The organism is Pseudomonas sp. S44, from assembly GCF_016624805.1.
Lineage (GTDB): Bacteria > Pseudomonadota > Gammaproteobacteria > Pseudomonadales > Pseudomonadaceae > Aquipseudomonas > Aquipseudomonas machongensis.
This window is the reverse complement of the sequence record NZ_JACVTY010000019.1, coordinates 70,521-96,391: the sequence shown is the minus strand read 5'-3', so window position 1 is coordinate 96,391 and position 25,871 is coordinate 70,521. Positions and strand designations below refer to the sequence as shown.

The window sequence follows — 25,871 nt, the reverse complement described above, 5'->3', positions numbered from 1 at the left end:
GGCGGCGGACGCCTCATGAACAGCTTTCTGCATCCACCCCATCGACCCACACCCCTTCGCTCAGGCGTCCTCAATAAGGACTGGCAGTCGGCCGCACCACGAGCTCACTGACATCCACATCATCCGGCTGCTCGATGGCATAGACCAGCGCCCGTGCAATCGCATCGGCCTCCAGCGCCACGCGCCGGAACGTCCTCATGGCCTCGCGGGCAGTGTCGTCGGTGATGGTGTCGGCCAGCTCCGATTCCACCACCCCAGGGCACACCACCGTCACCCTGATCTTGTCGGTTTCCTGGCGAAGGCCATCAGAGATCGCCCGGACGGCGTACTTGGTCGCGCAATACACGGCGGCGGTGGGGGAGACCGAGAGCCCGCCGATCGACGAGATGTTGATGACCTGACCATGCCCCTGCGCTTCCATGCCCGGGAGCACCGCGGCGATGCCGTGCAGTACGCCGCGCACGTTGACGTCGAGCATCCGGTTCCATTCCTCGACCTTCAGCGAACTCAGTGGCGACAGTGGCATTACCCCGGCATTGTTGATGATCACATCGACCTTGCCATGCTGCGCCTTGGCAAATTCGACGAAGGCGTGCATGGAGTCGAGGTCGGTCACGTCCAGTGCGCGGGCACTTGCCGAGCCGCCTTCGGCGCGGATTTCACTCACCAGCTGTTGCAGGCGATCCATACGGCGGGCGCCGAGTACCACGTGAGCGCCCTTGGCAGCGATCAGCCTGGCGGCGGCTTCACCGATGCCGCTGCTGGCGCCGGTGACCAGCACGACTTTGTCGTTGATGTTGGACATGTGCATATCTCCTGTACATGAAGGTTCAGGCGTCTGCAGGGAGAGCAGACGTTCCTGCTGGGTACGGAGAAAAGACTAAGGTTGTGAGGCGGTTCGGTGCGTGCCGAAACCTGCGCGACCTTTGCCTATTCGTGTCGGTGATCCGCACAGCCCCATGCTGCGCGCCGGAACGGAAGGATCAGGCAACTCGACGGCAGTTTCGACCTAACGCAGGTGTTTTTCGCGGGGGACAATGGGTGCCTGGCCCTGACGACGCCGCCAGGTAGCCCCATGGTCTGCCGTCACACCAAGACCGTGATACAACGCCGAATTCCAACATGCGAGAGCCCTTGAATGGCGCATAACGATGCTTTTCTCCTGCAAACCACTGCCTTGTACCGTGGTGAACTCGTCCGCTCGCTGACCGAGCGCTTTACCGCTCCGGGCGTTTACGAAACCGCCATCGCGCCGCTGCACGTGATTCGAATGGATGCGCCGTCAGACATCATCCATACCGTGCACAAACCGGCGCTGTGCCTGATCGTGCAGGGGCAGAAAGAGGTGGGCCTGGGCGAGGACCGTTATCTGTACGACCCCCTCAACTACCTGGTGGTGTCGGTGACGCTACCGGTGTCTGGTCGGGTGCTGACGGCCAGCGCGCAGGCGCCTTACCTGTGCATTCGCCTGGACTTCGAGCCGACCGAGCTTGCCCAGGTGATCGCCGATGCGCCGCCTGCGGGCGTACCGGATGAGCCCGAGCGCGGGCTTTTTCTCGAGCAGATCGATGTGTCGCTGCTGGAAACCATGTTGCGCCTGGTGCGGTTGCTGGAGTCGCCACGGGATATCGGCATGCTCGCGCCATTGGCACTGCGCGAACTGCACTACCGCCTGCTGCGAGGCGTGCATGGGCGTCGGCTGTACGAGCTGGCCATGGGCGACTCGCAGACCCGGCGCGTGAGCAAGGCCATCGATTGGTTGAACAACCACTACACCCAGCCGCTGCGCATCGAAGAGCTGGCGCGGATCGCGAACCTGGGGAGCTCGACCTTGCACCACCGTTTCAAGGCCGTCACCGCCATGAGCCCGTTGCAGTACCAGAAGCAATTGCGCCTGCAGGAGGCCCGGCGGCTGATGTTGGGGGAGGGGCTGGATGTGTCGAGCGCCTGTTACCGGGTCGGCTATGAAAGCCCGTCGCAGTTCAGTCGCGAGTACAGCCGCCAGTTTGGGTGTGCGCCGTCTCGGGATATCGGCTTGGTTCGCAGGACGTAGGGCGTGCTTGGCCCAGAAAAGCATGTTGGATGAGCAGGCCCCGGCGGGAAGTTACCTGATAATTTTGTCAGGTGCGCAAGCGTTAAGGCGTGTGATATAGCTAGGTGCAGTTTCTGATCTATATACCTACTCCGTAGGAATGCTTTGGGGCGCCAACTTCCCAAAGTTTCGACTGTCTGTGCAGCGTTCGTTGAGTGCCAGATTGGAAGCTAAGGGTTTTAATTTTTTTCTATTTTGTGAGGTTGCAATGAAAAAAAATAACCTTCCACCGCCCGAGGCAGGGAATGTTCAGTATTATTTGCCGGACAGGTCTTCCGGCCTTCAGTTAAAAGTGAACCCCGTCAGTGAAGCACGCGTTCATGATGATATCTTGGTTTATCTGGATCAGAATTTAATATTTCGGGTGCCGGTACCTGCGGACTGGGTTGTGCCGCTTATTTTTAATATTCCAGATTCTAGTTTGTCCCCTAATGGTGTTTATCAACTGCAGTATGCGGTGTCTGATCGGTTTTCAGAAGATAGTTACCCCTCAGACCCGGTCACGATCATCATCGGACCTATGAGCACTTAAGAACCCCGCTCGACAATATTTGAAGCGGGGAGGTGATGGTTTTAAAATTGCCCGAATTTATATTGAGTCGGGCTTTTAATAAGGCAGTGCACTCGGCACTGCAATGGTCTGGTCTCTAATCACAAAACAATCCCGCCACTGCTCCTTCACAAGCACCACCGTTTCAAGGCCGTCACCGCCATGAGCCCGTTGCAGTATCAGGAGCAACTGCGCCTGCAGGAGGCTCGGCGGCTGATGTTGGGGAAGGGGTTGGATGTGTCGAGCGCCTGTTACCGGGTCGGCTATGAAAGCCCGTTGCAGTTCAGCCGCGAGGACAGTCGCCAGTTTGGGTGTGCGCCGTCCAGGGATATCGGCTTGGTTCGCCAGACATAGGGCGTGCTTGGCTCAGACAAGCATGTTGGATGAGCAGGCCTTGGTGGGAAGTTACCTGATAATTTTGTCAGGTGCGCAAGAGTTAAAGCGTGTGATATAGCTAAGTACAGTTTCTGGTCTGTACCTCTACTCGGTGGTTTTACTTTGGGGACGCTAACTCTCCAAAGATTCGATTATCTGTGCAGCGTTCGTTGAGTGCCAGGTTGGAGGCTGGGAGCTATAACTTTTCAATTCCCTATTTGGTGAGGTTGCAATGAGAGCCTATGATCTTCCACTGCCCGAGGCCTTGAACGTTCAGTATTATTTGCCGGACAGGTCTTCCGGTCTTCAGTTAAAAGTGAGACCCATCAAGGGAGCACTCCCTGGTGATGATATTGTGGTTTTTCTTGACGTTAATGAAGTGCTTCGGGTTCCGGTGTCTGAGGACTGGGTTGCTCCGGTTATTCTTCATGTTCCAGATTCCAGTTTGGGCCCTAATGGCGCTCATCAACTGCAGTGCGGGTGGTTTGATCCGGTTTCAGACGACGGTAATCTCTCAGAGCCGGTCACGATTATCATCGGGCCTGTGAACACTTAAAAGCCCCGCTCCGACAACATTTGAAGCGAGGCAGCTGATGATCTTGCATTGCCCGAATTTGCATTAATTCGGGCTTTTAATAAGGGCGGGCATCCGGCACTGCAATGGTCTGGCCTAAACCAAAAAAACAATCCCGCCACGCCTCCTTCAACCTTTTACCAATATCTTCACAACTTCATCGACACTATTCTTCAATCCCACCACGGTATCCTCCGGATCGCTGTCGACCACCACCCACCTGGCGCCTGCAGCCTCGATCACCTTGAGCACCTCTGGTTCAAGCTGACGATGGTGCAACACCAACGCCACATCCTGCGTCTTGAGGGTCTCTCCCAGCGCCTTCAGCGCCGCTTCGTCCCACTTGCCATCTGCCGGCAGTGCCTGCGACACCACATCCAGGTTCAACCCGCTGGCCAGATACCCCAACCGCTCCGACAGGCTCACCACGCTGAGGTTATCCGCCTCGGCCAGGCGCGTCTGGCTGCTGGACGTCAGCTCGAGCATCTGTCGCTTGAGCCCGGCCAGGTTGGCCTGGATCTTGTCCTTGTCGGCGGGGGACAGGCGCTCCAGGTCGTTGGCCACCACATCCGCCATGCGTCCGAGGTTGATCGGGTTCAACCAGGGATAGCTGGCGAAGGCATTGTCGCCATCCACCGCGATACCGGGCAGGGCGCCATCGACCGGGCGTGCGGCGTCGATCTCGACGATGCGGATGTTGCTGCGCCGCGCCATGGGATAGAGCGGGTCGTCATGCCAGATCGAGCGCACGCCGATCACCGCCGTGGCCTGCCGTGCATCCTTCTGCAGGCTCGCGCCACCACGTCCCTCGAAGTACGACGGCTGGCGGCTGGCCGGAAGGTTGGCCGGTGCCGCGCGCTTGAGCTGCACCGAGGTGCCGTCGAGCAACGCGACAGCGAGGCTGTGGGTCACCGGCAGGGTGGTCAGCACTTGCGTGGCTGCGGCGCTGCTGGCGGGCTGTGCGGCCAGCGCCAGGGTGGGCGCGCCGGCCAGGACCAGGGCCAGGGTGAGGCGTTTGAGCGTGAGGTTCATGCCGGGTTTCCTTGCAGGCGGGGGACGAGGGCGCGGGCGAGGGCCGCGAGGGCGAAGCACACACCGGCCACCAGGATGATTGCAGCGCCGGAGGGCACGGGCAGGTCGAAGACGATCGGCAGCAGGATGCCGAGCAAGGTGCCGAGGGTGGCGATCAGCACCGAGGCGAAGAAGAAGCCCTTGAGCGACTGGCTGACCAGACGCGCGGCGGCGGCGGGGATCACCAGCAGCGCACCGACCAGGATGGCGCCGATCACCTTCACCGAGGCCACGGTCACCAGGGTCACCAGCACCACGAACAGGTAGTCGAGGGTCTTCACCGCTACGCCGCGCACCGCCGCCAGCTGTGGGTTGAAGCTGGCGAGGATGATGCGGTTGTACAGCGGCAGGGCCAGGGCCAGCACCAGTACGGCGACGATACCGAGCACCAGCAGGTCGTGAGGGCTGACGGTGAGCACCGAGCCGAACAGCACGTTCTCGAGGATGTGCACGTTGATCTTGCCGGCCAGCATCAGCAGCAGGCTGGCGCCCAGGGCCAGCGAGACGGAGAGGAACACGCCGATCAGGGTGTCTGGCGAAAGGCCGGTGCGGTTGCGCAGGAAGTTCAGCAGGATGCCGAACAGCAGGCAGTAGCCGAACAGGCTGCCGTAGGGCCCGGTATAGGGCTCGCCGAGCAGGATGCCGATGGCCACGCCCGTGAGGGCGGCGTGGCCGACGGCCTCGGAGAAGAAGGCAAAGCGCTTGACCACGACCAGGGTGCCGAGCCCGCCCAGCACCGGGCCGATCATCAGGCCGGCGATCAGGGCGTTGATCACGAACCCATAGGCCAGGGCCTCGGGCAGGTAGCCAGCGGTGGCCCATTGCTGGACCAGTTGGCGGAAGGCTTCATAACTCATCAGGCAAGGCTCTCGCTGCGCGGGTGGACGGAGAACAGCCCGAGCAGGCGCTCCGGGGTCAGGGCCTGTGCGGGCGGGGCGTCGAACAGCAGCTTGCGGCTCAGCCCGGTGACGCGGTCGGCCAGGCGCAGTACCGCTTCAAGGTCGTGCTCGATCCACAGCACCGTGGTGCCGGCCTGGCGCCAGCCGTGCAGCAGTTGCTCGAACACCTGGATACCGGCTTCATCCAGTGCCGACATGGGTTCGTCCAGCACCAGCAGCTGCGGCTCCGGGATCAGCCCCTGGGCCAGCAGCACACGCTGGCGCTCGCCGCCGGACAGCGCGCCCATGCGCCGCTTGCGCTTGTCGAGCATGCCGACCTTGGCCAGGGCGGCGTCGATGTCGGGTCGCACGCGGCGCGATAGCCCGAGGAACGCCGGGCGCTGCTGGCACATGGCGGCCATGAAGTCGTCGACGGTCATCGGCAGGCCACGGTCGAACTCCAGTGCCTGGGGCACATAGCCGATCACCTCGCGTTCGCTGGGCCAGTGCAGGGTCAACTGTCCCTGATGCGGCATCTGCCCGAGCAGGGTCTTGATCAGCGAGCTCTTGCCGCCACCATTGGGGCCGACGATGGCATGCACGCTGCCGGCGGCAACGCTGAAGCTCACCTGCTCGAGGATGCGCGTGCGCCCAAGGGTGAGGTCGATGCCGGCGAAGTCGATGCGCGGGCCTTGGGCGCTGACCAGGTTGGCCGCGGCGGTCATGCGCGGTTCTCCTGGATGGCCTTGACCACGGTCTCGAGGTTGCGCTTCATCTCCACCTCGTACTTGTCGGCGGTGTATTCGCCGTAGGAGATGTGGGTCAGCGGGTAGATCTTCACCCCGGATTCGCGCTCGATGGTTTCGACGTAGGCGGAGGGAAAGTCCATTTCCGAGAAGATCACCTTCACATCCAGAGCCTTGAGCTGGTCGATGGTCTTCTTCAACTGCGCCGGGCTCGGCTCGATGCCATGAGCCGGCTCGACCACTGCTGTGACCTCCAGGCCGAAGTCGCGCACCAGGTAGTCGTAGGCGGCGTGGATGGTCGCCACGCGAAACTCCGCGCCCGGTGCCTCGGTGACCTTGGCCAGGGCTTCGGCGCGCAGCACGCGCAGGCGCTTGGCATAGGCGCGGGCGTTCTGGGTGTAGAACTTGGCGTTGTCCGGGTCGAGCTTGCCCAGCTCGCGGGCAATGTTGTTGACCTGGGCGATGCTGGCGCTGATCGACAGGAAGGTGTGCGGGTTGACCACCTTGCCAGCGCCGCGCGCGGCGATGCCGGTGGCGGCAAGCAGCGGGACGTTCTGGTTGGACTCGATGGTCTTGATGTCGGGTTTTTCGCTGGCGGCGATCATGCGATCGGCGAAGTCGTCGTGGCCGATACCGTTGAGCACGATCACGTCCAGGGTGCCGATGCGCTTGATGTCTTCGGCGCGCGGTTCATAGGCATGCGGGTTGAAGCCTGCGGGAATCAGCGGCACCACTTCGGCCTTGTCGCCGACGATATTGCTCACGTAGCTGTAGTAGGGGTGCAGGGTGATGCCGATGCGCAGCGGTTTGCCGCTGTCGGCCAGGGCCAGTGCCGGGAGCAGGCAGGCCAGGAGAAAGGCGAGGGCGGAGCGGAGCATGGCGCGGTCCTTGGGTTCAGTGACGGTGTTCGCGGGTGACCCCGGCGTCGTAGTGGCTGACGATTTCCTGCCAGCCGGCGGCGATCAGCGCGGCCTGGCCAAGATCGTCGGGGGCCCGGGTGCTGCGGTCGCGGCGCAGCCACACCTGGGCCGGTGCGGTGTCGGCCTGCGGCAGGATCAACAGGAAGCTGCCGGCAACGTCGGCGTCCTGGCTCGAGCCCAGGTAGGCGCCACTGGCCAGCCACTGCCACTGATGGCGGCCCCGGCTGGCACTGCTGGTGTCGTCGACGAAGGGCGGCAGCGCATCATCGGCCAGTGCCTGCACAGCGGGCGCCTGGCCGTTTTCCTGGCGCAGGGCGAGGATTTCCTCGGTGGCCACGTGCAGGTCGGTGTAGACGCCCTGTTCGGCGGCGTTGAGGTCACGGCGAGCGTCGATCTGGTGGCTGGCGATGGTCTGTTCGTCGACCCGTTCACCACGCAGCCCGACCACGGTCGCGGCGACGGCGGCGATCAGCAGCGCAGCCAGCAGTACATAGAGGGTTTCATGTCCGGCGCCGGCCGGGCGGATGACCTGGGCGCGGCTCATGGCGCGCCTATATCGGCATGGTCGACTTCCACCACGTGACCGGGGCCGGCGTCGAACAGCACGTAGAACTCGCCGTCGGGGCGCTTGAAGGTGAGGGTCGAGTCGTTGCCGAGCTTGCCGCCGACCAGTACTTGCTCGTCGTAGCCGATCACATCCAGCGTCACGCCCGGCGCGCCGCTACCGTCGGAGAAGCCGCCGGTGCACTTGATCTGATCACCCGCCACCGATACGCAGTCGCACATCGGGTTGTGCGCCAATGCCGGCAGGGCGGTGAAGGTCAGCAGGGGCAGGGCAAGCCTGCGCAACAGGTGTTTCATCATTTGCCTCCTTGTTTCTCGAGCCAGGCGACGGTGGCCGGCGATGCCTTGGCCAGCGGTACGGATGCCTGGTGCATGCTGCCGTCCCAGCCTTCGATGGTGATCCAGATCTCGGCGTCTGGGCGGGTGCGGGGCGGGATCGGCAGCGAGGTGCTCATGCGGTAGGGTGAGCCGAAGAAGATCGAGCCGGCGGCGCGCAGGTTGCGCGGCTTGCCGATGCGCAGGTAGATGGCCTTGGCGCCCTCGGTGCACGTCTGGCAGAGCGCAGCGTTGAACACCTTGAAGTGCCCGGCCGGGCCGTCGGCGCGTGGCGCTTCGTCACGCAACTCGGCCAGGTCCAGGCGCCAGCGGTCGACCTGGATATCCTTGACCACGTTGGCGCCCAGGCCGCTGTCACCGCGGAACAGGCTGGCATCGGCGAAGTACTTGGGCATGAAGCCCAGCGGGATGAGGATCAGCAGGATGTTGATGTGGAAGCGCCATTTCAGCCACCACTGCTTCAAGCCGCTGGGCGGCAGGGTTTGAGTCTGGGTCTGGCTCATGGCTGGGCCTCCACGGGGGTGTCTTCATGCCTGCGCACGCGCGCCGGACGCTCGCTGCGCTTGAGGGCCGCGGCGGTGGCCTGGGCGGTGCGCTTGGTCCAGATCAGCAGGCCACTGAGCACCATCAGGGTGAGCACCAGGCCGAAGAAGAACCAGATCAGCTTGATCGGCAGGCCACCGAAGTCACCGGTGTGCAGCGGGCGCATGGATTCGGTGACGAACTCCAGGGTCGAGCGGTCGCCGAGCAGGAACTGGCTGTCGACGTTGCGGGTGTACGGGTTGACCTCGGCGGTCTGGAACATCAACGGGTACCAGCCACGCCCGCCCATGCTGATATGGCTGTAGGCGGTGGCCGGCAGGGTGATGAAGCTGATGTCCAGGCCGGGGATGGCCTCCTGGGCGATGCGGGCGGCCTCATCCAGGTCGATACGCGGCACCGGATTGCCGTCGGGGCTCTGTGGCACCTGTTCGCGAGCGATGACCGGCACGATCGGCTCGGTGGAAATGGTGACGTGGTTGTCGCCCAGAATGGCCTGGATCAGGAACCAGGTGCCGGTGATCGAAATCACCGCGATGAACCAGATCGACCACACCCCGGCCAGGCGGTGCAGGTCACCCCAAAAGATCCGCGAGCCGTGCTGTGTGCGTACCGGCTTGAAGAATCCGCGCCAGAATTTCTTGTACACCACGAGCCCTGTGACCAGCGAAGCGAGCATCGGCAGGCCAAGCAACGACACCAGGTACCAGCCCCAGCTATAGCCGTTGGTGAACGGCACCAGCCACCAGCCGTGCAGCGCGCGGGTGAAGGCCTGGAAGTTGAAGTCGGGGGTCTTGCCCTGGATGGCGCCGGTGTAGGGGTTGACGTAGAGCGTCGGCGACGTGCCGTCGGGGTAGGTGACTGCCGCTTCGAGGGCGAAGTGCGAGCCATCCGGCTGGCTGATGAAGCGCACCGCCATGTCCGGTTCGGCCTTGTTCAACGCGCTCAAGACCTGCTGGAAGCTCAGCCGTTCGGCGTTGTCGTCCGGTTGGCTGGCACGCACGTCGGGGTTCGCCAGCCAGACGATCTCCTGGCTGACCACCGCAAGCATCCCGGTGAAGCAGACGATCAGTACAAAGAACCAGATCGGCAGGGCAAGCCAACTGTGCACCAGAAACCACAGTTTGGACTTGGATTTTTTAATTTGTCGGGCCATCAGTCGTTCTTCTGAGGAAAATTGCGGTCGAGTTTCGTCTCAACCTTGAAGGCTGCAATTAATAGGACGAATGAGAATCAAAAACCTGAAGCCTCAAATGCAAGCAAATGTTTCAAACCCGCTCTTGCTCTTGCTCTTGCTCTTGCTCTTGCTCTTGCTCTTGCTCTTGCTTCTAAGCGCGCGATATCCCAGACACCATCAATCGCGACCTCAGGAGGCCGAGCAGAGGCGTCTGTAGGGCCCTGGCGCGCAGCGCCCTTCGGCGTCCCGCCGAAGTCGCGAGATGTAGACTTGCGCAGCAAGTCGGAGTCCGCGAAGGCCCGGAAGGCGCCGGCGCGAGGGAACCCCGGAGCGCAGCGCAGGGGCCGTATGTGGGAGCAGGCGGTTTTTGCCTACTTTTTTCCAAGAAAAAAAGTAGGTCGCCGTAAGGGCGAAAAGGTGACTCCACGTCGCCCCCCAAATCGGATATTCACGCGCCTCGAGCACCACCCAGCGCCCCCCAAAACCTAACTTTTTGCAAGATGTATCCGTTTCGTAGGGATAGCCGGGCCCCGCCCGATACCCCACTCGTACGGAAGCAATCTGATGAATGCCGAGAAGTCCCTGCAACTGGCCCGCCGTTTCATTGAACTGCCGCTGGAAAAGCGCCGCGTGTTCCTCGAGACCCTGGCCAAGGAGGGCATCGACTTTTCCCAGTTCCCCATCCCCGCCGGTGTCGAGGCCCCAGACCGCCAGGCGCTGTCCTACGCCCAGCAACGCATGTGGGTGCTCTGGCAGATGGACCCCCAGAGCGGCGCCTACAACCTCCCAGGCGCCGTACGCCTGCTAGGTCAACTGGACGCCGCCGCCCTGGAGCAGGCCTTCGCCACCGTACTGGCCCGTCACCAAAGCCTGACGACCGTCTTCGAACCCCAGGCCGATGATCGCCTGGAGCAGGCCCATCGCCCGCTCACCCGCGTGAACATCGAGCGCGTCGACCTGCGCAATCTCGCCGCCGACCAGCGTGAGGCACAGGTTCGTGCCGAAGCCGAAACCGAGTCGCTACGCCCGTTCGACCTTGCGCACGGACCACTGCTGCGGGTGCGCCTGCTGCACCTCGATGCGCAGGAGCACGTACTGCTGCTGACCCTGCACCACATCGTTTCCGACGGCTGGTCGATGAATGTGCTGATCGATGAGTTCAGCCGCGCCTATGACGCCTTTGCCGCCGGGCAGGCACCGCAGTTGCCAGCACTGCCCATCCAGTACGTCGACTACGCCCTGTGGCAGCGCCGCTGGCTCGAAGCGGGCGAGATGGAGCGCCAGTTGCAGTACTGGCAGGCCCAGCTGGGCGAGGAGCAGCCGGTGCTGGAGCTGCCGCTGGACCACGCCCGCCCGGCCACCCCCAGCTTCAGCGGCAGCCGCCAGTCATTCCCGCTCGACGCGGCACTGACCGAGCAGGTGCGCGGTTTTGCCCGCCAGCACAACCTGTCGCTGTTCATGGTCCTGCTCGCCAGCTTCGGCATGCTGCTGCAACGCTACACCGGCCAATGCGACCTGCGCATCGGCAGCCCGGTGGCCAACCGCAACCGCGCCGAGGTCGAGGGGCTGATCGGGCTGTTCGTCAACACCCAGGTGCTGCGCCTGCAGCCACAAGCGCAACAGGACGTGCTGGCCTATCTGCAAGCGGTACGTCAGACCGTTCTGGGCGCCCAGGCGCACCAGGACCTGACGTTCGAGCGCCTGGTCGAGGCGCTCAAGGTCGAGCGCAGCCTCAGCCACGCACCGCTGTTCCAGGTGATGTACAACCACCAGCCGCAGGTCGCCGACCTGACCACCGTCACCCTGGCGTCCGGCCTGCAACTGGCGCCGCTGCAATGGCGCAGCCGCACCACCCAGTTCGACCTCAGCCTCGACACCTACGAGCAAGGTGGGGTGCTGCACGCAGCCTTCACCTATGCCAGCGACCTGTTCGATGCCGCCACCATCGAGCGCATGGCCCGGCACTGGCAGGCCCTGCTGCGGGGCCTGGTCGAGCAGCCACAGCAAGCGCTGTGGCAGGTGCCGATGCTCGATGACGCCAGCCTTGCCACCGTGCTTCAGGACTGGAACGCCACCGCCCGTGACTACCCGCTCGAACGCCCGGTGCACCAGCTGTTCGAAGACCAGGCACGCCGCGCGCCACAGGCCCCGGCCCTGGTGTTTGGCGAGCACGCGCTCAGCTACGCCCAGCTCGACGCCCGCGCCAACCAGTTGGCCCACTACCTGCGCGCCCAAGGCGCCCGGGGCGACAGCCTGGTCGGCATCAGCGTGCAGCGCAGCGTCGAAATGGTGGTGGGGCTGCTGGGCATCCTCAAGGCCGGTGCTGCCTATGTGCCGCTGGATCCGGAGTACCCTGCAGAACGCCTGGCCTACATGATCGAGGACAGTGGCATCGACCTGCTGCTGACCCAGCAGGCACTGCTCGACAGCCTGCCGCTGCCCCAGGGCGTGCAGTGCGTGGCGCTCGACCGGTTGCCGTTGGACGAGCAGCCCACCAGTGCCCCGAGGGTGGATATCGACCCCGAGCAACTGGCCTACGTCATCTACACCTCCGGCTCGACCGGGCGGCCGAAGGGCGCTGGCAACAGCCATAGGGCCCTTGCCAACCGCCTGCACTGGATGCAGGAGGCCTACGCCATCGGCGCCGACGACACCGTGCTGCAGAAGACGCCCTTCAGTTTCGACGTGTCGGTGTGGGAGTTCTTCTGGCCGCTGATGACCGGCGCGCGCCTGGCAGTGGCCGCGCCGGGTGAACATCGTGACCCGGCGCGCTTGATCGAGACCATTCGCCGCTTCCAGGTCAGCACCCTGCATTTCGTGCCTTCGATGCTCCAGGCGTTCATCCACGAGCCGGGTGTCGAAGCCTGCAGCAGCCTGCGCCGTATCGTATGCAGTGGTGAGGCCCTGCCGGTGGATGCCCAAGTGCAGGTGTTCGCCCGCCTGCCGGGCGCAGCCCTGTACAACCTCTATGGCCCGACCGAGGCAGCCATCGACGTCACCCATTGGACCTGCCGCGACGAAGGCCGCGACAGCGTACCGATCGGCCTGCCGATCGCCAACCTGCGCACCTACGTGCTCGACGCCGGCCTCGAGCCGGTTGCCCCCGGTGTTTCCGGCGAGCTTTATCTGGGGGGTGTCGGCCTGGCCCGAGGCTACCATCGCCGTCCGAGCCTGACGGCTGAGCGCTTCGTCGCCGACCCCTTCGTGTCTGGCCAGCGTCTGTACCGCACCGGCGACCGTGTGCGCCAGCGCAACGATGGCGTGATCGAATACCTCGGCCGCTTCGACCATCAGGTGAAGATTCGCGGCCTGCGCATCGAGCTGGGCGAGATCGAGGCGCGCCTGGCCCAGCATGAGTGGGTGCGTGAGGCCGTGGTGCTGGCGTTGGACGGCAAGCAGTTGGTGGCCTACCTGGTGCTCAACGAACAGCCCGATGGCTGGCAGCAGGGGCTCAAGGACTGGCTGTTGCAGGCGCTGCCCGAGTTCATGGTGCCCACCCACCTGATGCCGCTCGAACGCCTGCCGCTGACGCCCAACGGCAAGCTCGACCGCAAGGCGCTGCCGCAGCCCGATGCGGCGCCACGCGGTGCCTACGTGGCCGCGCAAACGCCGGTGCAGCAGATCCTCGCGCAGGTCTGGAGCGAGGTGCTCGGGGTCGAACAGATCGGCCTGGACGACAACTTCTTCGAACTGGGCGGCGACTCGATCATCGCTATCCAGGTGGTCAGTCGCGCCCGGCGCCAAGGCTTGCAGTTCAGCCCGCGTGACCTGTTCCAGTTCCAGACCCTGCGCGGCCTGGCTGGCGCTGCCGGGCGTGCGACGCAGGTGCAGGCCGAGCAGGGCGCGGTGCAGGGCCCGGCGCTGCTGACCCCCATCCAGCGCGCCTTCTTCGAGCAGGCGGTGCCTGCACGGGCACACTGGAACCAGTCGCTGCTGCTGACGCCACGCCAGGCCCTGGATGGCACTCGCCTGCAGCAGGCGCTGATGCGTCTGGTCGAGCAACATGACGCCCTGCGCCTGCGCTTCCAGTTGCGCGATGGCCACTGGCAAGCCGAGCACGGCGCGCTGCCTGCCGGGCTGCTGCGCGAAGAGACGGCCGCCGACGCCCAGGCGCTGGCGACGCTCTGCGACGCCACCCAGCGCAGCCTCGACCTGGCCGACGGGCCGCTGCTGCGCGCGGTACTGGTGCAAATGGCCGATGGCAGCCAGCGCTTGCTGCTGGTGATCCACCACCTGGTGGTCGACGGCGTGTCCTGGCGCGTACTGCTCGAAGACTTGCAGCACGCCTACACACAACAGGCGCTGCCCGCCAAGACCAGCGCCTGGCAGGCCTGGGCCGCGCGGTTGCCTGCGCTGGCCGCGCAGCAGGCCGGCGAGCTGGACTACTGGCGCGCCCAGCGAGTCGAGCATGACCTGCCGTGCGACATGCCCCAGGGCGCCGCGCTCAACCGCCATGGCCGCACCCTGGAAACGCGCCTGGACGCCGAGCTGACCCGTCAGTTGCTGCACGTTGCCCCGGCCGCCTACCGCACACAGATCAACGACCTGCTGCTGACCGCGCTGGCCCGGGTGGTCGCGCGCTGGAGCGCGCAGCAAGCGGTGCTGGTGCAGCTGGAAGGGCATGGTCGCGAAGAGGTGTTCGAGGATGTCGACCTGTCGCGCACCGTGGGCTGGTTCACCACGCTGTTCCCCGTGCGCCTGAGCGTCAGTGACGAGGTGGGCGCCTCGATCAAGGCGGTCAAGGAGCAGTTGCGCGCGGTGCCGGGCAAGGGGCTGGGCTACGGCCTGCTGCGCTACCTGGGCGATGAGGCCCAGCGCCAGGCGCTCGGCCAGGCCACGCCTGCGCGCATCACCTTCAACTACCTGGGGCAGTTCGACCAGCAGTTCGATGCCCAGGCCCTCTGGGCGCCCGCCACCGAGCGCAGTGGCCAGGCCCAGGACCCCGAGGCCCCCTTGGCCAACTGGCTGACCCTGGAGAGCCAGGTCTATGCCGGCGAGCTGTCGCTGCGCTGGGGCTACAGCGGCCAGATGTACCATGACGCCACCATCGAAGGCCTGGCCCAGGCCTACCGCGACGAGCTGGCGCAACTGATCGCCCACTGCCTGCAAACCCCGGCCGGCCAGGCGACGCCGTCCGACTTCCCGCTCGCACGCATCGACCAGGCGCAGCTCGACGCGCTGCCGGTCGCTGCCAGCACTATCGAAGCGCTCTATCCGCTGTCGCCGATGCAGCAGGGCATGTTCTTCCACGCCCAGTACGAGCCCGAGGCCGGTGCTTACATCAACCAGTTGCGCCTGGATATCCAGGGGCTGGAGCCCGCGCGCTTGCGTCAGGCCTGGAGCGAGGCGATGGCGCGCCACGAGATCCTGCGCGCCAGCGTGCATTGGGAAGGCTTGAGCGAGGCGCAGCTGTTGGTGCAGCGCCATCTCGACCTGCCGTTGCAGGTGCTGGAGGGCGTGCATGACCTCGATGCCCTGGCCGCCGCCGAACGCCTTCGCGGCTTCGATCTGCGCCAGGCACCGCTGTTCCGCCTGCAACTGGTGGCGCAGCAGGGCGGTGGCTGGCACCTGATCTACACCAGCCATCACATCCTCATGGATGGCTGGAGCAATGCCAGCCTGCTGGCCCAGGTGATCCAGACCTACGCCGGGCAACCGGTAGCTGCCGCCAGCGGGCGTTTCAGCGACTACTTGGGTTGGTTGCAACGCCAGCCCTTGGACGCCAGCGAGCGCTTCTGGAAGGCCGCACTGGCGCCGTTGCAGGGGCCGACCTTGCTGGCCTCGGCGTTGCGTCGGGCGCAAGGGCAGGGCAGTGGCGAGCACTTGCACCTGTTCGACGGCGCCTTCGCCGAGCGCCTGGGCCAGTTCGCCCGCCAGCGCAAAGTCACCCTCAACACCCTGTTCCAGGCGGCGTGGGGCCTGGTATTGCAGCGTCACACCGGCCAGGCCTGCGTGGCGTTCGGCGCAACCGTCAGTGGGCGTTCGGCGCCATTGCCGGGGATCGAGGAGCAACTGGGGTTGTTCATCAATACCCTGCCGGTCCTGTGCAGCGCAGCACCTGGCCAGTCGGTCAGCGAGGCGCTGGAAACGCTGCAGGCGTTCAACCTCGACCTTCGCGAGTTCGAGCATGTGCCGCTGTACAAGGTCCAGGGCTGGGCCGGCCAACAGGGCGGCGTGCTGTTCGACACCTTGATGGTGTTCGAGAACTTCCCGGTGGCCGAGGCCCTGCGTGATGGCGCGCCGGCCGGGTTGCAGGTGGGTGCGCTGCGCAATCACGAGCGTACCCATTACCCGTTGACCCTTGGCATCGAGTTGGGTGCGCGATTGAGCGTGGAGTTCGCCTACGACCTGGCACACTTCGATGCTGCGCAGGTCGAGCAGTTGTGCGCCGCTTTCTGCCAGGCGCTCCAGCAGATGATCGAGCAGCCCTCGGCCGCGCTGGGCAGCCTGCGCCTGCTGGATGACAACGCGCAGCAGGCGGTGTTGGCGTACAGCCAGGGCGAAGCGATCGACCTGTCTGCCACACCGCTGGTGCACCAGCGCATCGCCGCCCAGGCCGCGCGCAGCCCCGACGCCCTGGCCGTGTCGTGCGAGGGCCATTCGCTCAGCCATGGCCAACTCAATCGCCAGGCCAACCGCCTGGCGCACTTGCTCATCGCCCAGGGCATGGGCCCGGGCAAACGTATCGGCCTGGCCCTGCGCCGCAGCCCGCAACTGATCGTCAGCCTGCTGGCCGTGCTCAAGAGTGGCGCTGCCTACGTGCCGCTCGACCCGGCCTACCCGGATGAGCGCCTGCGCTACATGATCGAAGACAGCCAGCTCGACTTGCTGCTGTGCGACGACGGCCTGTTGCAGGGCCTGAGCCTGCCACCCGAAGTCCCGCGCCTGGTGACCGGCGAGCTGGCGCTGGACGTGCAGCCCGAGCATGACCCGCTCGTGCAGCCTCACGCCCAGGACCTGGCGTACGTGATCTACACCTCCGGTTCCACCGGCCGGCCCAAGGGCGTCGCCATCAGCCATGCCGCCCTGCGTGAGTTCTGCCAGAGCGGCGCGCAATATTCGCACCTGGACGCCAACGACCGTGTGCTGCAGTTCGCCACCTTCAGCTTCGACGGCTTCGTCGAACAGTGCTATCCACCGCTGGCCCTGGGAGCGGCGCTGGTGATGCGGGGCGAGTCGCTGTGGGATGTGCAGCAGTTGGCCGAGCACATCGTGCAGCACGAGGTCACCTTGGCCGACCTGCCAGCGGCCTACTGGTACCTGCTGGCCAAAGAGTGCGCCGCGCAGCCGGGCCGCGGCCTGGGCGCATTGCGCCAGGTGCACGTCGGCGGCGAGGCGATGTCGGTGGAAGGGCTGCGCCTCTGGCACGCTGCGGGCCTTGGCGAGGTCGCGCTGATCAACACCTATGGCCCGACCGAGGCGACCGTGGTCTCGAGCGTGCATGCCTGCCGCCTGAGCGATGCCAGCGACAGCCACGGCGTGCCGATTGGCCGGGCCATTGCCGGCCGTGCGCTCTATGTGCTCGACGGCGCTGGCGAGCTGCTGCCCGCCGGCGCGGTCGGTGAGCTGTGCATCGCCGCACCGGCCTGTCTGGCCCAGCAGTATTACCAGCGTCCGGGCCTGACCGCCGAACGTTTCCTGCCCGACCCGTTCGCCCGCGAGCCGGGCGCACGGCTTTATCGCAGTGGCGACCTGGCCTGCTACAACGCCGAAGGGGCACTGGAGTATGTCGGGCGAATCGATCACCAGGTGAAGATTCGCGGCATGCGCATCGAAATGGGCGAGATCGAAGCCTGCCTGCAGGCCCAGCCGGGGGTGCGCGCTGCTGCGCTGATCGCCCAGGCGACCGGCCAGGGTGCGCAGTTGGTGGCCTTCGTCGTGCCGGTTGCCAGCGAGGCAGTGCAGGGCGATGCGCGCACGGCCTTCGTCGCCGCGCTGCGCGACGCGTTGCGCCAGTCGCTGCCGGAGTTCATGGTGCCGGCGCACCTCGTGGTGTTGGAGCAATTGCCGCTGAACAACAACGGCAAGCTCGACCGCGCAGCCTTGCCACTGCCCGAGCCAGACGCGAGCAGCGCTGCCTACATCGCTCCGCGCAATGCTTTGCAGGCGGCGCTGGCGGACATCTGGGCCCAGGTGCTGGACGTGCCGCAGATCGGCCTGGCCGACCATTTCTTCGAGCGTGGCGGGCATTCGCTGCTGGCCATGCAGGTGGTGGTGCGCATTCGCCAGCAGTTGCAGCGCGAGGTGCCGGTGCGGGTGCTGTTCCAGGCGCCGGTGCTGGAGGCGTTCGCCGAGGCCTGCCAGGCCCAGGCCGCTGAGGCAGGGCCTGCGTTGGTCAATGTGGGCCATGACCGGCCGCTGGCGTTGTCGTACGCCCAGGAGCGCCAGTGGTTCCTGTGGCAACTGGAGCCGCACAGTGCGTCCTATCACATTCCGGCGGCGCTGCGCCTGCGCGGCGTGCTCGATCGCGACGCCCTGGCGCACAGCGTGCAGGACCTGGTGGATCGCCATGCCTCGCTGCGCACCGCGTTCGTCGAAGAGGACGGCGAGGTCCGTCAGGTCATCGCCCCGGCGCTGACCTTCGCGATCGACTACCAGGCCATGGAGGCGCAGGCCGACGAGGCGGCCATCCGCCGCGAAGTACAACGCGAGATTCGTCGTCCGTTCGACCTGTTCCAGGCGCCGTTGCTGCGGGTTCGCGTGCTGGTGCTGGGCGAACAGGACCATGTGTTGGTGATGACCCAGCACCACATCGTCTCCGACGGCTGGTCAATGCAACTGCTGGTCGAGCAGTGGCAGGCGCGTTACCTCGCCCATTGCCGTCGCGAGGCCGCGGCGCTCGAGCCGCTGGCCTTGCAGTACGCCGACTTCGCCCAGTGGCAACGCCAATGGCTGGAGGCGGGCGAGGGCGCTCGGCAACTGGCCTACTGGCGCGAGCAACTGGGCGACGAACAGCCTGTGCTGGAGCTGCCGTTCGACCGCCCGCGGCCTGCCGAGCAGAGCCAGCGCGGCGCACGGCTCGACCTGAGCCTGGCCGAGCCGCTGGTGGCAGCGCTGCGCGAGCAGGCCAGCGCCCAGGGCGTGACCCTGTTCGTCTACCTGTTGGCCTCGTTCCAGGCCTTGCTGCACCGCTACAGCGGCCAGTCCGATATCCGCGTCGGCGTACCGGTGGCCAACCGCACCCGGGCCGAGACCGAGTCGATGGTCGGCTTCTTCGTCAACACCCAGGTGCTGCGGGCCCTGGTCGATGGCGCAGCCGGTTTCGATCAACTGCTGCAACAGGTACGCCAGGCCGTGCTCGGCGCCCAGGCCCACCAGGACCTGCCGTTCGAGCAACTGGTCGACGCCCTGCAGCCCCAGCGCAGCCTGAGCTACAGCCCGCTGTTCCAGGTCATGCACAACCATCAGGTGACGCCTGCCACCGCGACCTCCCTGCAAGGCCTGAAGCTCGAACCGCTCAGCTGGGACAGCGGCACCGCGCAGTTCGATCTGAGCCTGGACACCACCGAGGTCGAGGCCCGCATCGAAGTGTCGCTGACCTACGCCACCGACCTGTTCGACCACGCCACCATCGAGCGTCTGGCCGACCATTGGCAGCACCTGCTGCAGGCCGTGGTGCACGACCCGCAGTGCCCGGTGGCGCGGCTGCCGCTGCTGGCTGCCGATGAACAGCAGCGCATGCTTGAGGCGTGGAATTCGGCAGCGCTGCCGCCTGCGACCCACGGCAGCCTGCACGGTCTGATCCAAGCCCGCGCCGCCCAAGCCCCCGAGGCCCTGGCGCTGATCTGCGGCGAGCGCGAGCTGAGCTACCGCGAGCTCGACACGCAGGCCAACCGCCTGGCCCATCGCCTGCGCGCCCTGGGTGTCGGCCCGGAAGTGCGGGTGGGCGTGGCCCTGCCGCGCAGCGCCGAACTGGTGGTGGCCCTGCTGGCGGTGCTCAAGGCCGGTGGCGCCTATGTGCCGCTTGACCTGGCCTACCCGCGCGAGCGCCTGGCGCACATGCTCGGCGACAGCCAGGCACACCTGCTGCTGACCCAGGCCGATCAGGCCGCGCAACTGGCGTCGGTGATCAGCGAAGGCCAGTCGCTGCTGTTGCTCGATGACGACCCGCAGTTGGCGCTGCAACCGACCCATGCGCCGGTCCAGCATGACGATGCCGAGCACCTGGCGTACGTGATCTACACCTCCGGCTCCACCGGCCTGCCCAAGGGCGTGGCGATCACCCATGGCAATGCCGTGGCGCTGGTGCGCTGGGCCCAGGGGCTGTACAGCCAGGACGACCTGCAAGGCGTGCTGGCGAGCACCTCGATCTGCTTCGACCTGTCGGTCTGGGAGCTGTTCGTGACCCTGGCCGGCGGCGGTCATTTCATCCTCGCCGACAACGCCCTGGCGCTGCCGGAGCTGCCCGCGCGCGAACGCGTGACCCTTATCAACACCGTGCCGTCGGCGATTGCCGCGCTGCTGCAGGCCGGGGCGATTCCGCCCAGTGTGCGCACCATCAACCTGGCGGGCGAACCGCTGAAGCAGTCGCTGGTGGATGCGTTGTATGCGCTGCCGGGCATCGAGCGCGTGCACGACCTCTACGGGCCGTCCGAAGACACCACCTATTCGACCTGCGTGCTGCGCCAGGCCAACGGCCGGGCCAGCATTGGCCGGCCGCTGCCGGGCACCGCCGCCTATGTGCTGGATGGCCACCTGCAGCCGCAGCCGGTGGGTGTGGCGGGCGAGCTGTACTTGGCCGGCGAGGGCCTGGCGCGCGGTTACCTGCGCCGGCCAGGGCTGAGTGCCGAGCGCTTCGTCGCCGACCCGTTCACCGGTGAAGGCGGGCGCATGTACCGCACCGGCGACCTGGTGCGTTACCGCGAAGACGCGTCGATCGAATACCTGGGGCGTATCGACCATCAGGTCAAGGTGCGTGGTTTCCGTATCGAGCTGGGAGAGATCGAGGCACGCCTGCTGGCGCACCCCGAGGTGCGTGAAGTGGCGGTGGTCGCCCGTCAGGGCGAACTGGGTACGCAACTGGTGGGCTATGTCGCTGCTGCGGCATTGCTCGATGATGCCGAGCCGCTCAAGGCCTGGCTCAAGCAGACCCTGCCGGACTACATGGTGCCGACCCACTGGCTGTTCCTCGAACGTCTGCCGCTGACGCCGAATGGCAAGCTCGACCGCAAGGCGCTGCCCGCGCCGCAGGCCACTGCCCCGGCGCGTCAGGTGGCACCGCGCAGCGTGCTGGAAAAACGCCTGGTGGCGATCTGGGAGGAAGTGCTCAAGGTTTCGCCGATTGGCGTGACCGACAACTTCTTCGAACTGGGCGGCGATTCGATCATCTCGATCCAGGTGGTCAGCCGTGCGCGGCAGGCGGGTATTCGCTTCACGCCCAAGGCGCTGTTCCAGCACCAGACCGTTCAAGGGCTGGCGACCGTGGCCCAGGAAGGCGAGGGCGTGTACCTGATCGAACAGGGCCCGCTAACTGGCGAGATGCCGCTGCTGCCTATCCAGCAAGCGTTTTTCGACACCGATATCCCCGAGCGTCACCACTGGAACCAGTCGGTACTGCTCAAGCCGGCCCAGCCGCTGCACGCGGGTTACCTGGAGCAAGCGTTGCAGGCACTGGTTGCACACCACGATGCGCTGCGCCTGAGCTTCACCCAACGCGAGACTGGCTGGCAGGCGCATTACCGTCCGCTCGGCGAGCAGCCGATTGAGCTGCTGTGGCAGCGCACCCTGAACACTGCCGACGAACTGGAAGCCCTGGCCGAATCGGCCCAGCGCAGCCTGTCGCTGGGTGATGGCCCGCTGCTGCGCGCCGTGCTGGCGGACCTGCCGGACGGCAGCCAGCGCCTGTTGCTGGTGATCCACCACCTGGCGGTGGACGGCGTGTCGTGGCGCATCCTGTTCGAAGACCTGCAACTGGCCTTCGAACAACTGAGCAGCGGCAAACCCCTGGCCTTGCCGGGCAAGACCAGCTCGCAGCGTGACTGGGCCGAGCAATTGCGTCGTTACGCCACCGAGCACAGCGCTGAGCTGGGCTACTGGCAGCAACGCCTGCAGGGCACCGCCGAGTTGCCGTGCGCCGCACCAACGGCAGTGCTGGACAACGCCCATGCGGCGATGGTCCATACGCGCCTGGACAAAACCACGACCCAGCGCCTGTTGCAGGAAGCGCCCGCCGCCTATCGCACCCAGGTCAACGATCTGCTGCTGACCGCCCTGGCCCGCACCCTGTGCCGCTGGAGCGGGCAGGGCAGCGTGCTGGTGGAGCTCGAGGGCCATGGCCGTGAAGAACTGGCCGAGCACCTCGACCTGACCCGTACCGTGGGCTGGTTCACCAGCGTCTTCCCGGTGTGCCTGACCCCGGCCAAAGCGCTGGGCGACTCGCTCAAGCAGATCAAGGAGCAGTTGCGCGGCGTGCCCAACAAAGGGCTGGGCTTCGGTGCCCTGCGCCGCTTCGCCGATGCCGCGACCCGTGAAGCGCTGCAGGCCTTGCCGGTGGCGCGGGTGACCTTCAACTACCTGGGCCAGTTCGATGGGAGCTTCCAGGCCGACGATGGCGCGCTGTTCAGCCCGAGCGGCGAGGCCAGTGGCGCCGAGCAGAGCGCCCAGGCGCCGCTGGCCAACTGGCTGGGCATCAACGGCCAGGTGTACGACGGCGAACTGGACCTGAGCTGGACCTACAGCACGCAGATGTTCGACCACGCCACCCTGCAAGCCCTGGCCAGCGATTTCGCCGAGCAGTTGCAGGCCCTGGTCGAGCATTGCTGCCAGCCCGGACAAGCAGGCGTGACACCTTCGGACTTCCCGCTCTACCCGCTGGCCCAGGCGCAACTGGATGCGCTGCCGGTCGCTGCGCGGCAGATCGAAGACATCGTGCCGTTGTCGCCGATGCAGCAGGGCATGCTGTTCCACAGCCTGTACCAGCAGGACGCCAGCGACTACGTGAACCAGATGCGGGTGGACATCGACGGCCTGGACCCGGCGCGTTTCCGCGAGGCCTGGCAGCAGGCGCTGGACGCCCACGACAGCCTGCGCAGCGTGTTCCTCTGGCAGGGCGATGTCGAGCGGCCGCTGCAACTGGTGCACAAGCAGGTCGAGGTGCCGTTCCGCGTGCTCGACCTGCGCGGCGACCAGGACCTGGCCGCCGCCCTCGATCGCCTGGCGGCCGAGGAACAGGCCCAGGGCTTCGACCTTGCCCGCGCGCCGCTGCTGCGCCTGGTGCTGGTACGTACGGCTGATGAGCGTCACCACCTGATCTACACCCATCACCACATCCTGCTCGACGGCTGGAGCAATTCGCAGTTGCTGGGTGAGGTGCTGCAGCGCTACGCCGCGCGCCGCGAGATCGGCCATGTCGGGCGTTACCGCGACTACCTGGCCTGGCTGCAGGCCCAGGATGCCGGGCTGAGCGAGCGTTTCTGGACCGAGCAACTGAGTGTGCTCGAGGCCCCGACCCGACTGGCCCAGGCCTTCGTGCGCCGCGAAGCCGTGGCGCAAGCGCCGTTTGGCGACCACTACCAGCAGTTCGATGCCGCATTCACCCAGCGCCTGGGCGAGCTGGCGCGCCGTCACAAGGTGACCGTCAACACCCTGCTGCAGGGCGCCTGGCTGATCCTCCTGCAGCGCTACACCGGCCAGCAGGCGCTGTGCTTCGGCGCCACGGTTTCGGGGCGTCCGGCGGAGATCGTCGGTGTCGAACGCCAGGTCGGGCTGTTCATCAACACCCTGCCGGTGGTGGCGCAGGTGCGTGCCGAGCAGGCGCTGGGCGAATGGCTTGCCGAGTTGCAGCAGCACAACCTGGCCCTGCGCGAGCACGAGCACACCGCGCTGTACGATATCCAGCGCTGGGCCGGGCAGGGCGGCGAGGCGCTGTTCGACACCCTGGTGGTGTTCGAGAACTACCCGGTGGCCGAGGCCCTGCGCCAGGCCGAGGTGCCCGCCCTGGGCTTCGGCGCCATCGACAGCCACGAGCGCACCAACTACCCGCTGACCCTGGCCATCGCCCTGGAGCAGACCCTGCAGGTGCACTACAGCTACCTGCGCGAAGCGTTCGACGATGCGCGCATCGTGCAGGTCGCCGGGCATCTGCGCCAGGTCCTCGAGCAACTGCTCGAGGCGGCGCCGGACCAAGCCATCGGTGCGCTGGAGCTGATCACCGGGCAGGAGCGTGCGCAACTGGTGGAGCAGTGGAATCACGTCGATGCACGCTTCGATTCGCCACGTGCAGTGCACCAGCTGTTCGAGGCCCAGGCGCAGCGCACGCCGGAGGCGGTGGCGGTGTTGTTCGGCGAGCAGCAAATGAGTTATGCCGAGCTCGACCAGCAGGCCAACCGCCTGGCCCATGGCTTGATCGAGGCGGGGCTGGGCGCCGAGTCGCTGGTGGGTGTGGCGCTGGAGCGTGGCCCGCAGATGCTGGTTGCCTTGCTGGCGGTGCTCAAGGCCGGCGCGGCCTATGTGCCGCTCGACCCGGAGTACCCCGAAGAGCGCCTGGCCTACCTCATGCAGGACTCGCGCATGGCGCTGTTGCTCACCCATTCGCAGTTGCTGGCGCGCCTGCCTGCCGCGCAAACCGTGGCGACCTTGTGCATCGACCAGCTGGCCAGCGCCTCGCTGCCGAGCAGCGCGCCGCAGCGCCCGGTGCACGCCGAGGGCCTGGCGTACGTGATCTACACCTCCGGTTCCACCGGTCAGCCCAAGGGCGTCGCCGTGGCCCATGGCCCCCTGGCCATGCACTGCCTGGCGATCGGTGAGCGCTACGCCATGAGCGCACGCGACTGCGAGCTGCACTTCATGTCGTTCGCCTTCGACGGTGCCCATGAACGCTGGCTGACCTGCCTGTTGCACGGCGGCCGCCTGCTGATTCGCGATCCGCAACTGTGGACCGCCGAGCAGGCCTGCGCGGCCATGCACCGGCATGGCGTCACCGTCGCTGCATTCCCGCCGGTATACCTGCAGCAGTTGGCCGAACACGTGCGCGAGCACGGCAACCCGCCGCCGGTACGCATCTACTGCTTCGGTGGCGACGCGGTGCCGGAAGCCGCGTTCGAGCTGGTCAAGGCTGTGCTTGCGCCCGAGCACATCATCAATGGCTATGGCCCGACCGAAACCGTGGTCACCCCGCTGATCTGGAAAGCCGATCGCGCCGAACGTTGCCAGGCAGCCTATGCGCCGATCGGCAGCCGCATCGGCAACCGCAGTGCCTATGTGCTCGACGATTCGGCGGCGTTGCTGCCCCAGGGCGTCGCGGGCGAGCTGTACCTCGGCGGCACAGGGGTGGCGCGCGGCTACCTGCACCGCCCCTCGCTCACCGCCGAGCGCTTCGTGCCGGACCCTTACGGTGTGCCGGGCGCACGCCTGTACCGCAGTGGCGACCTGGTGCGCCAGCGCGCCGATGGTGTGGTCGACTACCTGGGCCGGGTCGATCACCAGGTCAAGATCCGCGGCTTCCGCATCGAACTGGGTGAAATCGAAGCGCGCCTGCAGGCCCAGGACGGCGTGCGTGAAGCGGTGGTGCTGGCCCGCCCTGGCGTCGGTGGCCCGCAACTGGTGGGCTACGTGCTGGCCAGCGCGCAAGGCCTGGCGCTCGGCGAGGCTAAATTGCGTGAGCAGCTCAACGTTCGTCTTAAAGAGACACTGCCGGGTTACATGGTCCCCACCTATCTGGTCTTCCTCGACGCACTGCCCCTGACACCCAACGGCAAGCTGGACCGCAAGGCCCTGCCAGCCCCGGATGCCAGCCTGATGCAACGCGACTACCGCGCGCCGCAAGGCGAGCTGGAAAGCGCCATCGCCGATATCTGGGCTGCGGTGCTGAAGGTCGACCGCTTGGGGCGTGACGACAACTTCTTCGAACTGGGCGGGCATTCGCTGCTGGCGACACAAGCCACGGCAGCCGCACAGGCGCAACTGCAGGTACAGGTGCCGCTGGAACTGATCTTCCAGGCCGACGACCTGCAGGGCTATGCGCAAGCGCTGGAAGGGTTGCGGACCACCGATCTCGAGCAGGATCTGAGCGATATGCATGACTTCCTCACCGAGTTGGAGACGAACTGAG

At 66.1% G+C, this 25,871-nt stretch carries 12 protein-coding genes and 1 pseudogene; 4 read left to right on the top strand and 9 right to left on the bottom strand.

Features of this window, described 5'->3' with window-relative positions; translation table 11 throughout:
* Window positions 1-70: 70 nt before the first annotated feature.
* Window positions 71-805, bottom strand: coding sequence for an SDR family oxidoreductase (locus IAE40_RS15690; protein ID WP_200603503.1), 735 nt, complete (start codon window positions 803-805; stop codon window positions 71-73).
* Window positions 806-1,138: 333 nt separating this feature from the next.
* On the opposite strand from IAE40_RS15690, the gene IAE40_RS15685 reads away from it, so the two are divergent.
* The 3 genes and pseudogenes from IAE40_RS15685 to IAE40_RS15675 all read left to right on the top strand — a co-directional run.
* Window positions 1,139-2,053: an AraC family transcriptional regulator gene (locus IAE40_RS15685; protein WP_200603502.1), complete on the top strand. Its 915-nt coding sequence runs from the start codon at window positions 1,139-1,141 to the stop codon at window positions 2,051-2,053.
* Between the two features lie 178 nt (window positions 2,054-2,231).
* Window positions 2,232-2,624, top strand: coding sequence for a hypothetical protein (locus IAE40_RS15680; protein WP_200603501.1), 393 nt, complete (start codon window positions 2,232-2,234; stop codon window positions 2,622-2,624).
* A gap of 153 nt (window positions 2,625-2,777) precedes the next feature.
* Window positions 2,778-2,996 (top strand): annotated as a pseudogene (locus IAE40_RS15675) (helix-turn-helix domain-containing protein); the annotation flags it as partial.
* A gap of 724 nt (window positions 2,997-3,720) precedes the next feature.
* Here IAE40_RS15675 and IAE40_RS15670 read toward each other — a convergent pair.
* From IAE40_RS15670 to IAE40_RS15635, 8 genes are read right to left on the bottom strand one after another with little or no spacing between them, the layout of a single operon-like run.
* Window positions 3,721-4,623, bottom strand: a complete 903-nt coding sequence (locus IAE40_RS15670) for a metal ABC transporter substrate-binding protein (protein WP_200603500.1) — start codon at window positions 4,621-4,623, stop codon at window positions 3,721-3,723.
* Window positions 4,620-5,519 (bottom strand): metal ABC transporter permease, encoded by a 900-nt coding sequence (locus tag IAE40_RS15665; protein ID WP_200603499.1) that lies wholly within the window; start codon window positions 5,517-5,519, stop codon window positions 4,620-4,622. The genes IAE40_RS15670 and IAE40_RS15665 overlap by 4 nt, the downstream gene beginning before the upstream one ends.
* Window positions 5,519-6,265, bottom strand: coding sequence for a metal ABC transporter ATP-binding protein (locus IAE40_RS15660; protein ID WP_054893231.1), 747 nt, complete (start codon window positions 6,263-6,265; stop codon window positions 5,519-5,521). The genes IAE40_RS15665 and IAE40_RS15660 overlap by 1 nt, the downstream gene beginning before the upstream one ends.
* On the bottom strand, window positions 6,262-7,164 hold the full coding sequence (locus IAE40_RS15655) for a metal ABC transporter substrate-binding protein (RefSeq protein WP_054893232.1): 903 nt from the start codon (window positions 7,162-7,164) through the stop codon (window positions 6,262-6,264). Before IAE40_RS15655 ends, IAE40_RS15660 begins: the two co-directional genes overlap by 4 nt.
* A gap of 16 nt (window positions 7,165-7,180) precedes the next feature.
* The gene (locus IAE40_RS15650) at window positions 7,181-7,750 is read right to left on the bottom strand and encodes a DUF6162 family protein (protein WP_125930178.1); all 570 of its coding nucleotides are present in this window, start codon (window positions 7,748-7,750) and stop codon (window positions 7,181-7,183) included.
* Entirely contained in the window at window positions 7,747-8,067 is a 321-nt protein-coding gene (locus IAE40_RS15645) for a hypothetical protein (protein ID WP_200603498.1), read from the bottom strand. The genes IAE40_RS15650 and IAE40_RS15645 overlap by 4 nt, the downstream gene beginning before the upstream one ends.
* Window positions 8,067-8,609 (bottom strand): thiamine pyrophosphate-binding protein, encoded by a 543-nt coding sequence (locus tag IAE40_RS15640; RefSeq protein WP_153775003.1) that lies wholly within the window; start codon window positions 8,607-8,609, stop codon window positions 8,067-8,069. The genes IAE40_RS15645 and IAE40_RS15640 overlap by 1 nt, the downstream gene beginning before the upstream one ends.
* Window positions 8,606-9,802 (bottom strand): PepSY-associated TM helix domain-containing protein, encoded by a 1,197-nt coding sequence (locus tag IAE40_RS15635; RefSeq protein ID WP_054893236.1) that lies wholly within the window; start codon window positions 9,800-9,802, stop codon window positions 8,606-8,608. The genes IAE40_RS15640 and IAE40_RS15635 overlap by 4 nt, the downstream gene beginning before the upstream one ends.
* Window positions 9,803-10,387: 585 nt before the next feature.
* Between IAE40_RS15635 and IAE40_RS15630 the strand changes: the two genes are divergently transcribed.
* Window positions 10,388-25,870: a non-ribosomal peptide synthetase gene (locus IAE40_RS15630; protein ID WP_200603497.1), complete on the top strand. Its 15,483-nt coding sequence runs from the start codon at window positions 10,388-10,390 to the stop codon at window positions 25,868-25,870.
* Window position 25,871: the final 1 nt, after the last annotated feature.

Coding starts and splice junctions, on each gene's coding strand:
- IAE40_RS15650 (WP_125930178.1), bottom strand. CDS start 7,750: ATGAGCCGCGCCCAGGTCATCCGCCCGGCCGGCGCCGGACATGAAACC.
- IAE40_RS15685 (WP_200603502.1), top strand. CDS start 1,139: ATGGCGCATAACGATGCTTTTCTCCTGCAAACCACTGCCTTGTACCGT.
- IAE40_RS15645 (WP_200603498.1), bottom strand. CDS start 8,067: ATGAAACACCTGTTGCGCAGGCTTGCCCTGCCCCTGCTGACCTTCACC.
- IAE40_RS15660 (WP_054893231.1), bottom strand. CDS start 6,265: ATGACCGCCGCGGCCAACCTGGTCAGCGCCCAAGGCCCGCGCATCGAC.
- IAE40_RS15670 (WP_200603500.1), bottom strand. CDS start 4,623: ATGAACCTCACGCTCAAACGCCTCACCCTGGCCCTGGTCCTGGCCGGC.
- IAE40_RS15655 (WP_054893232.1), bottom strand. CDS start 7,164: ATGCTCCGCTCCGCCCTCGCCTTTCTCCTGGCCTGCCTGCTCCCGGCA.
- IAE40_RS15630 (WP_200603497.1), top strand. CDS start 10,388: ATGAATGCCGAGAAGTCCCTGCAACTGGCCCGCCGTTTCATTGAACTG.
- IAE40_RS15635 (WP_054893236.1), bottom strand. CDS start 9,802: ATGGCCCGACAAATTAAAAAATCCAAGTCCAAACTGTGGTTTCTGGTG.
- IAE40_RS15640 (WP_153775003.1), bottom strand. CDS start 8,609: ATGAGCCAGACCCAGACTCAAACCCTGCCGCCCAGCGGCTTGAAGCAG.
- IAE40_RS15665 (WP_200603499.1), bottom strand. CDS start 5,519: ATGAGTTATGAAGCCTTCCGCCAACTGGTCCAGCAATGGGCCACCGCT.
- IAE40_RS15690 (WP_200603503.1), bottom strand. CDS start 805: ATGTCCAACATCAACGACAAAGTCGTGCTGGTCACCGGCGCCAGCAGC.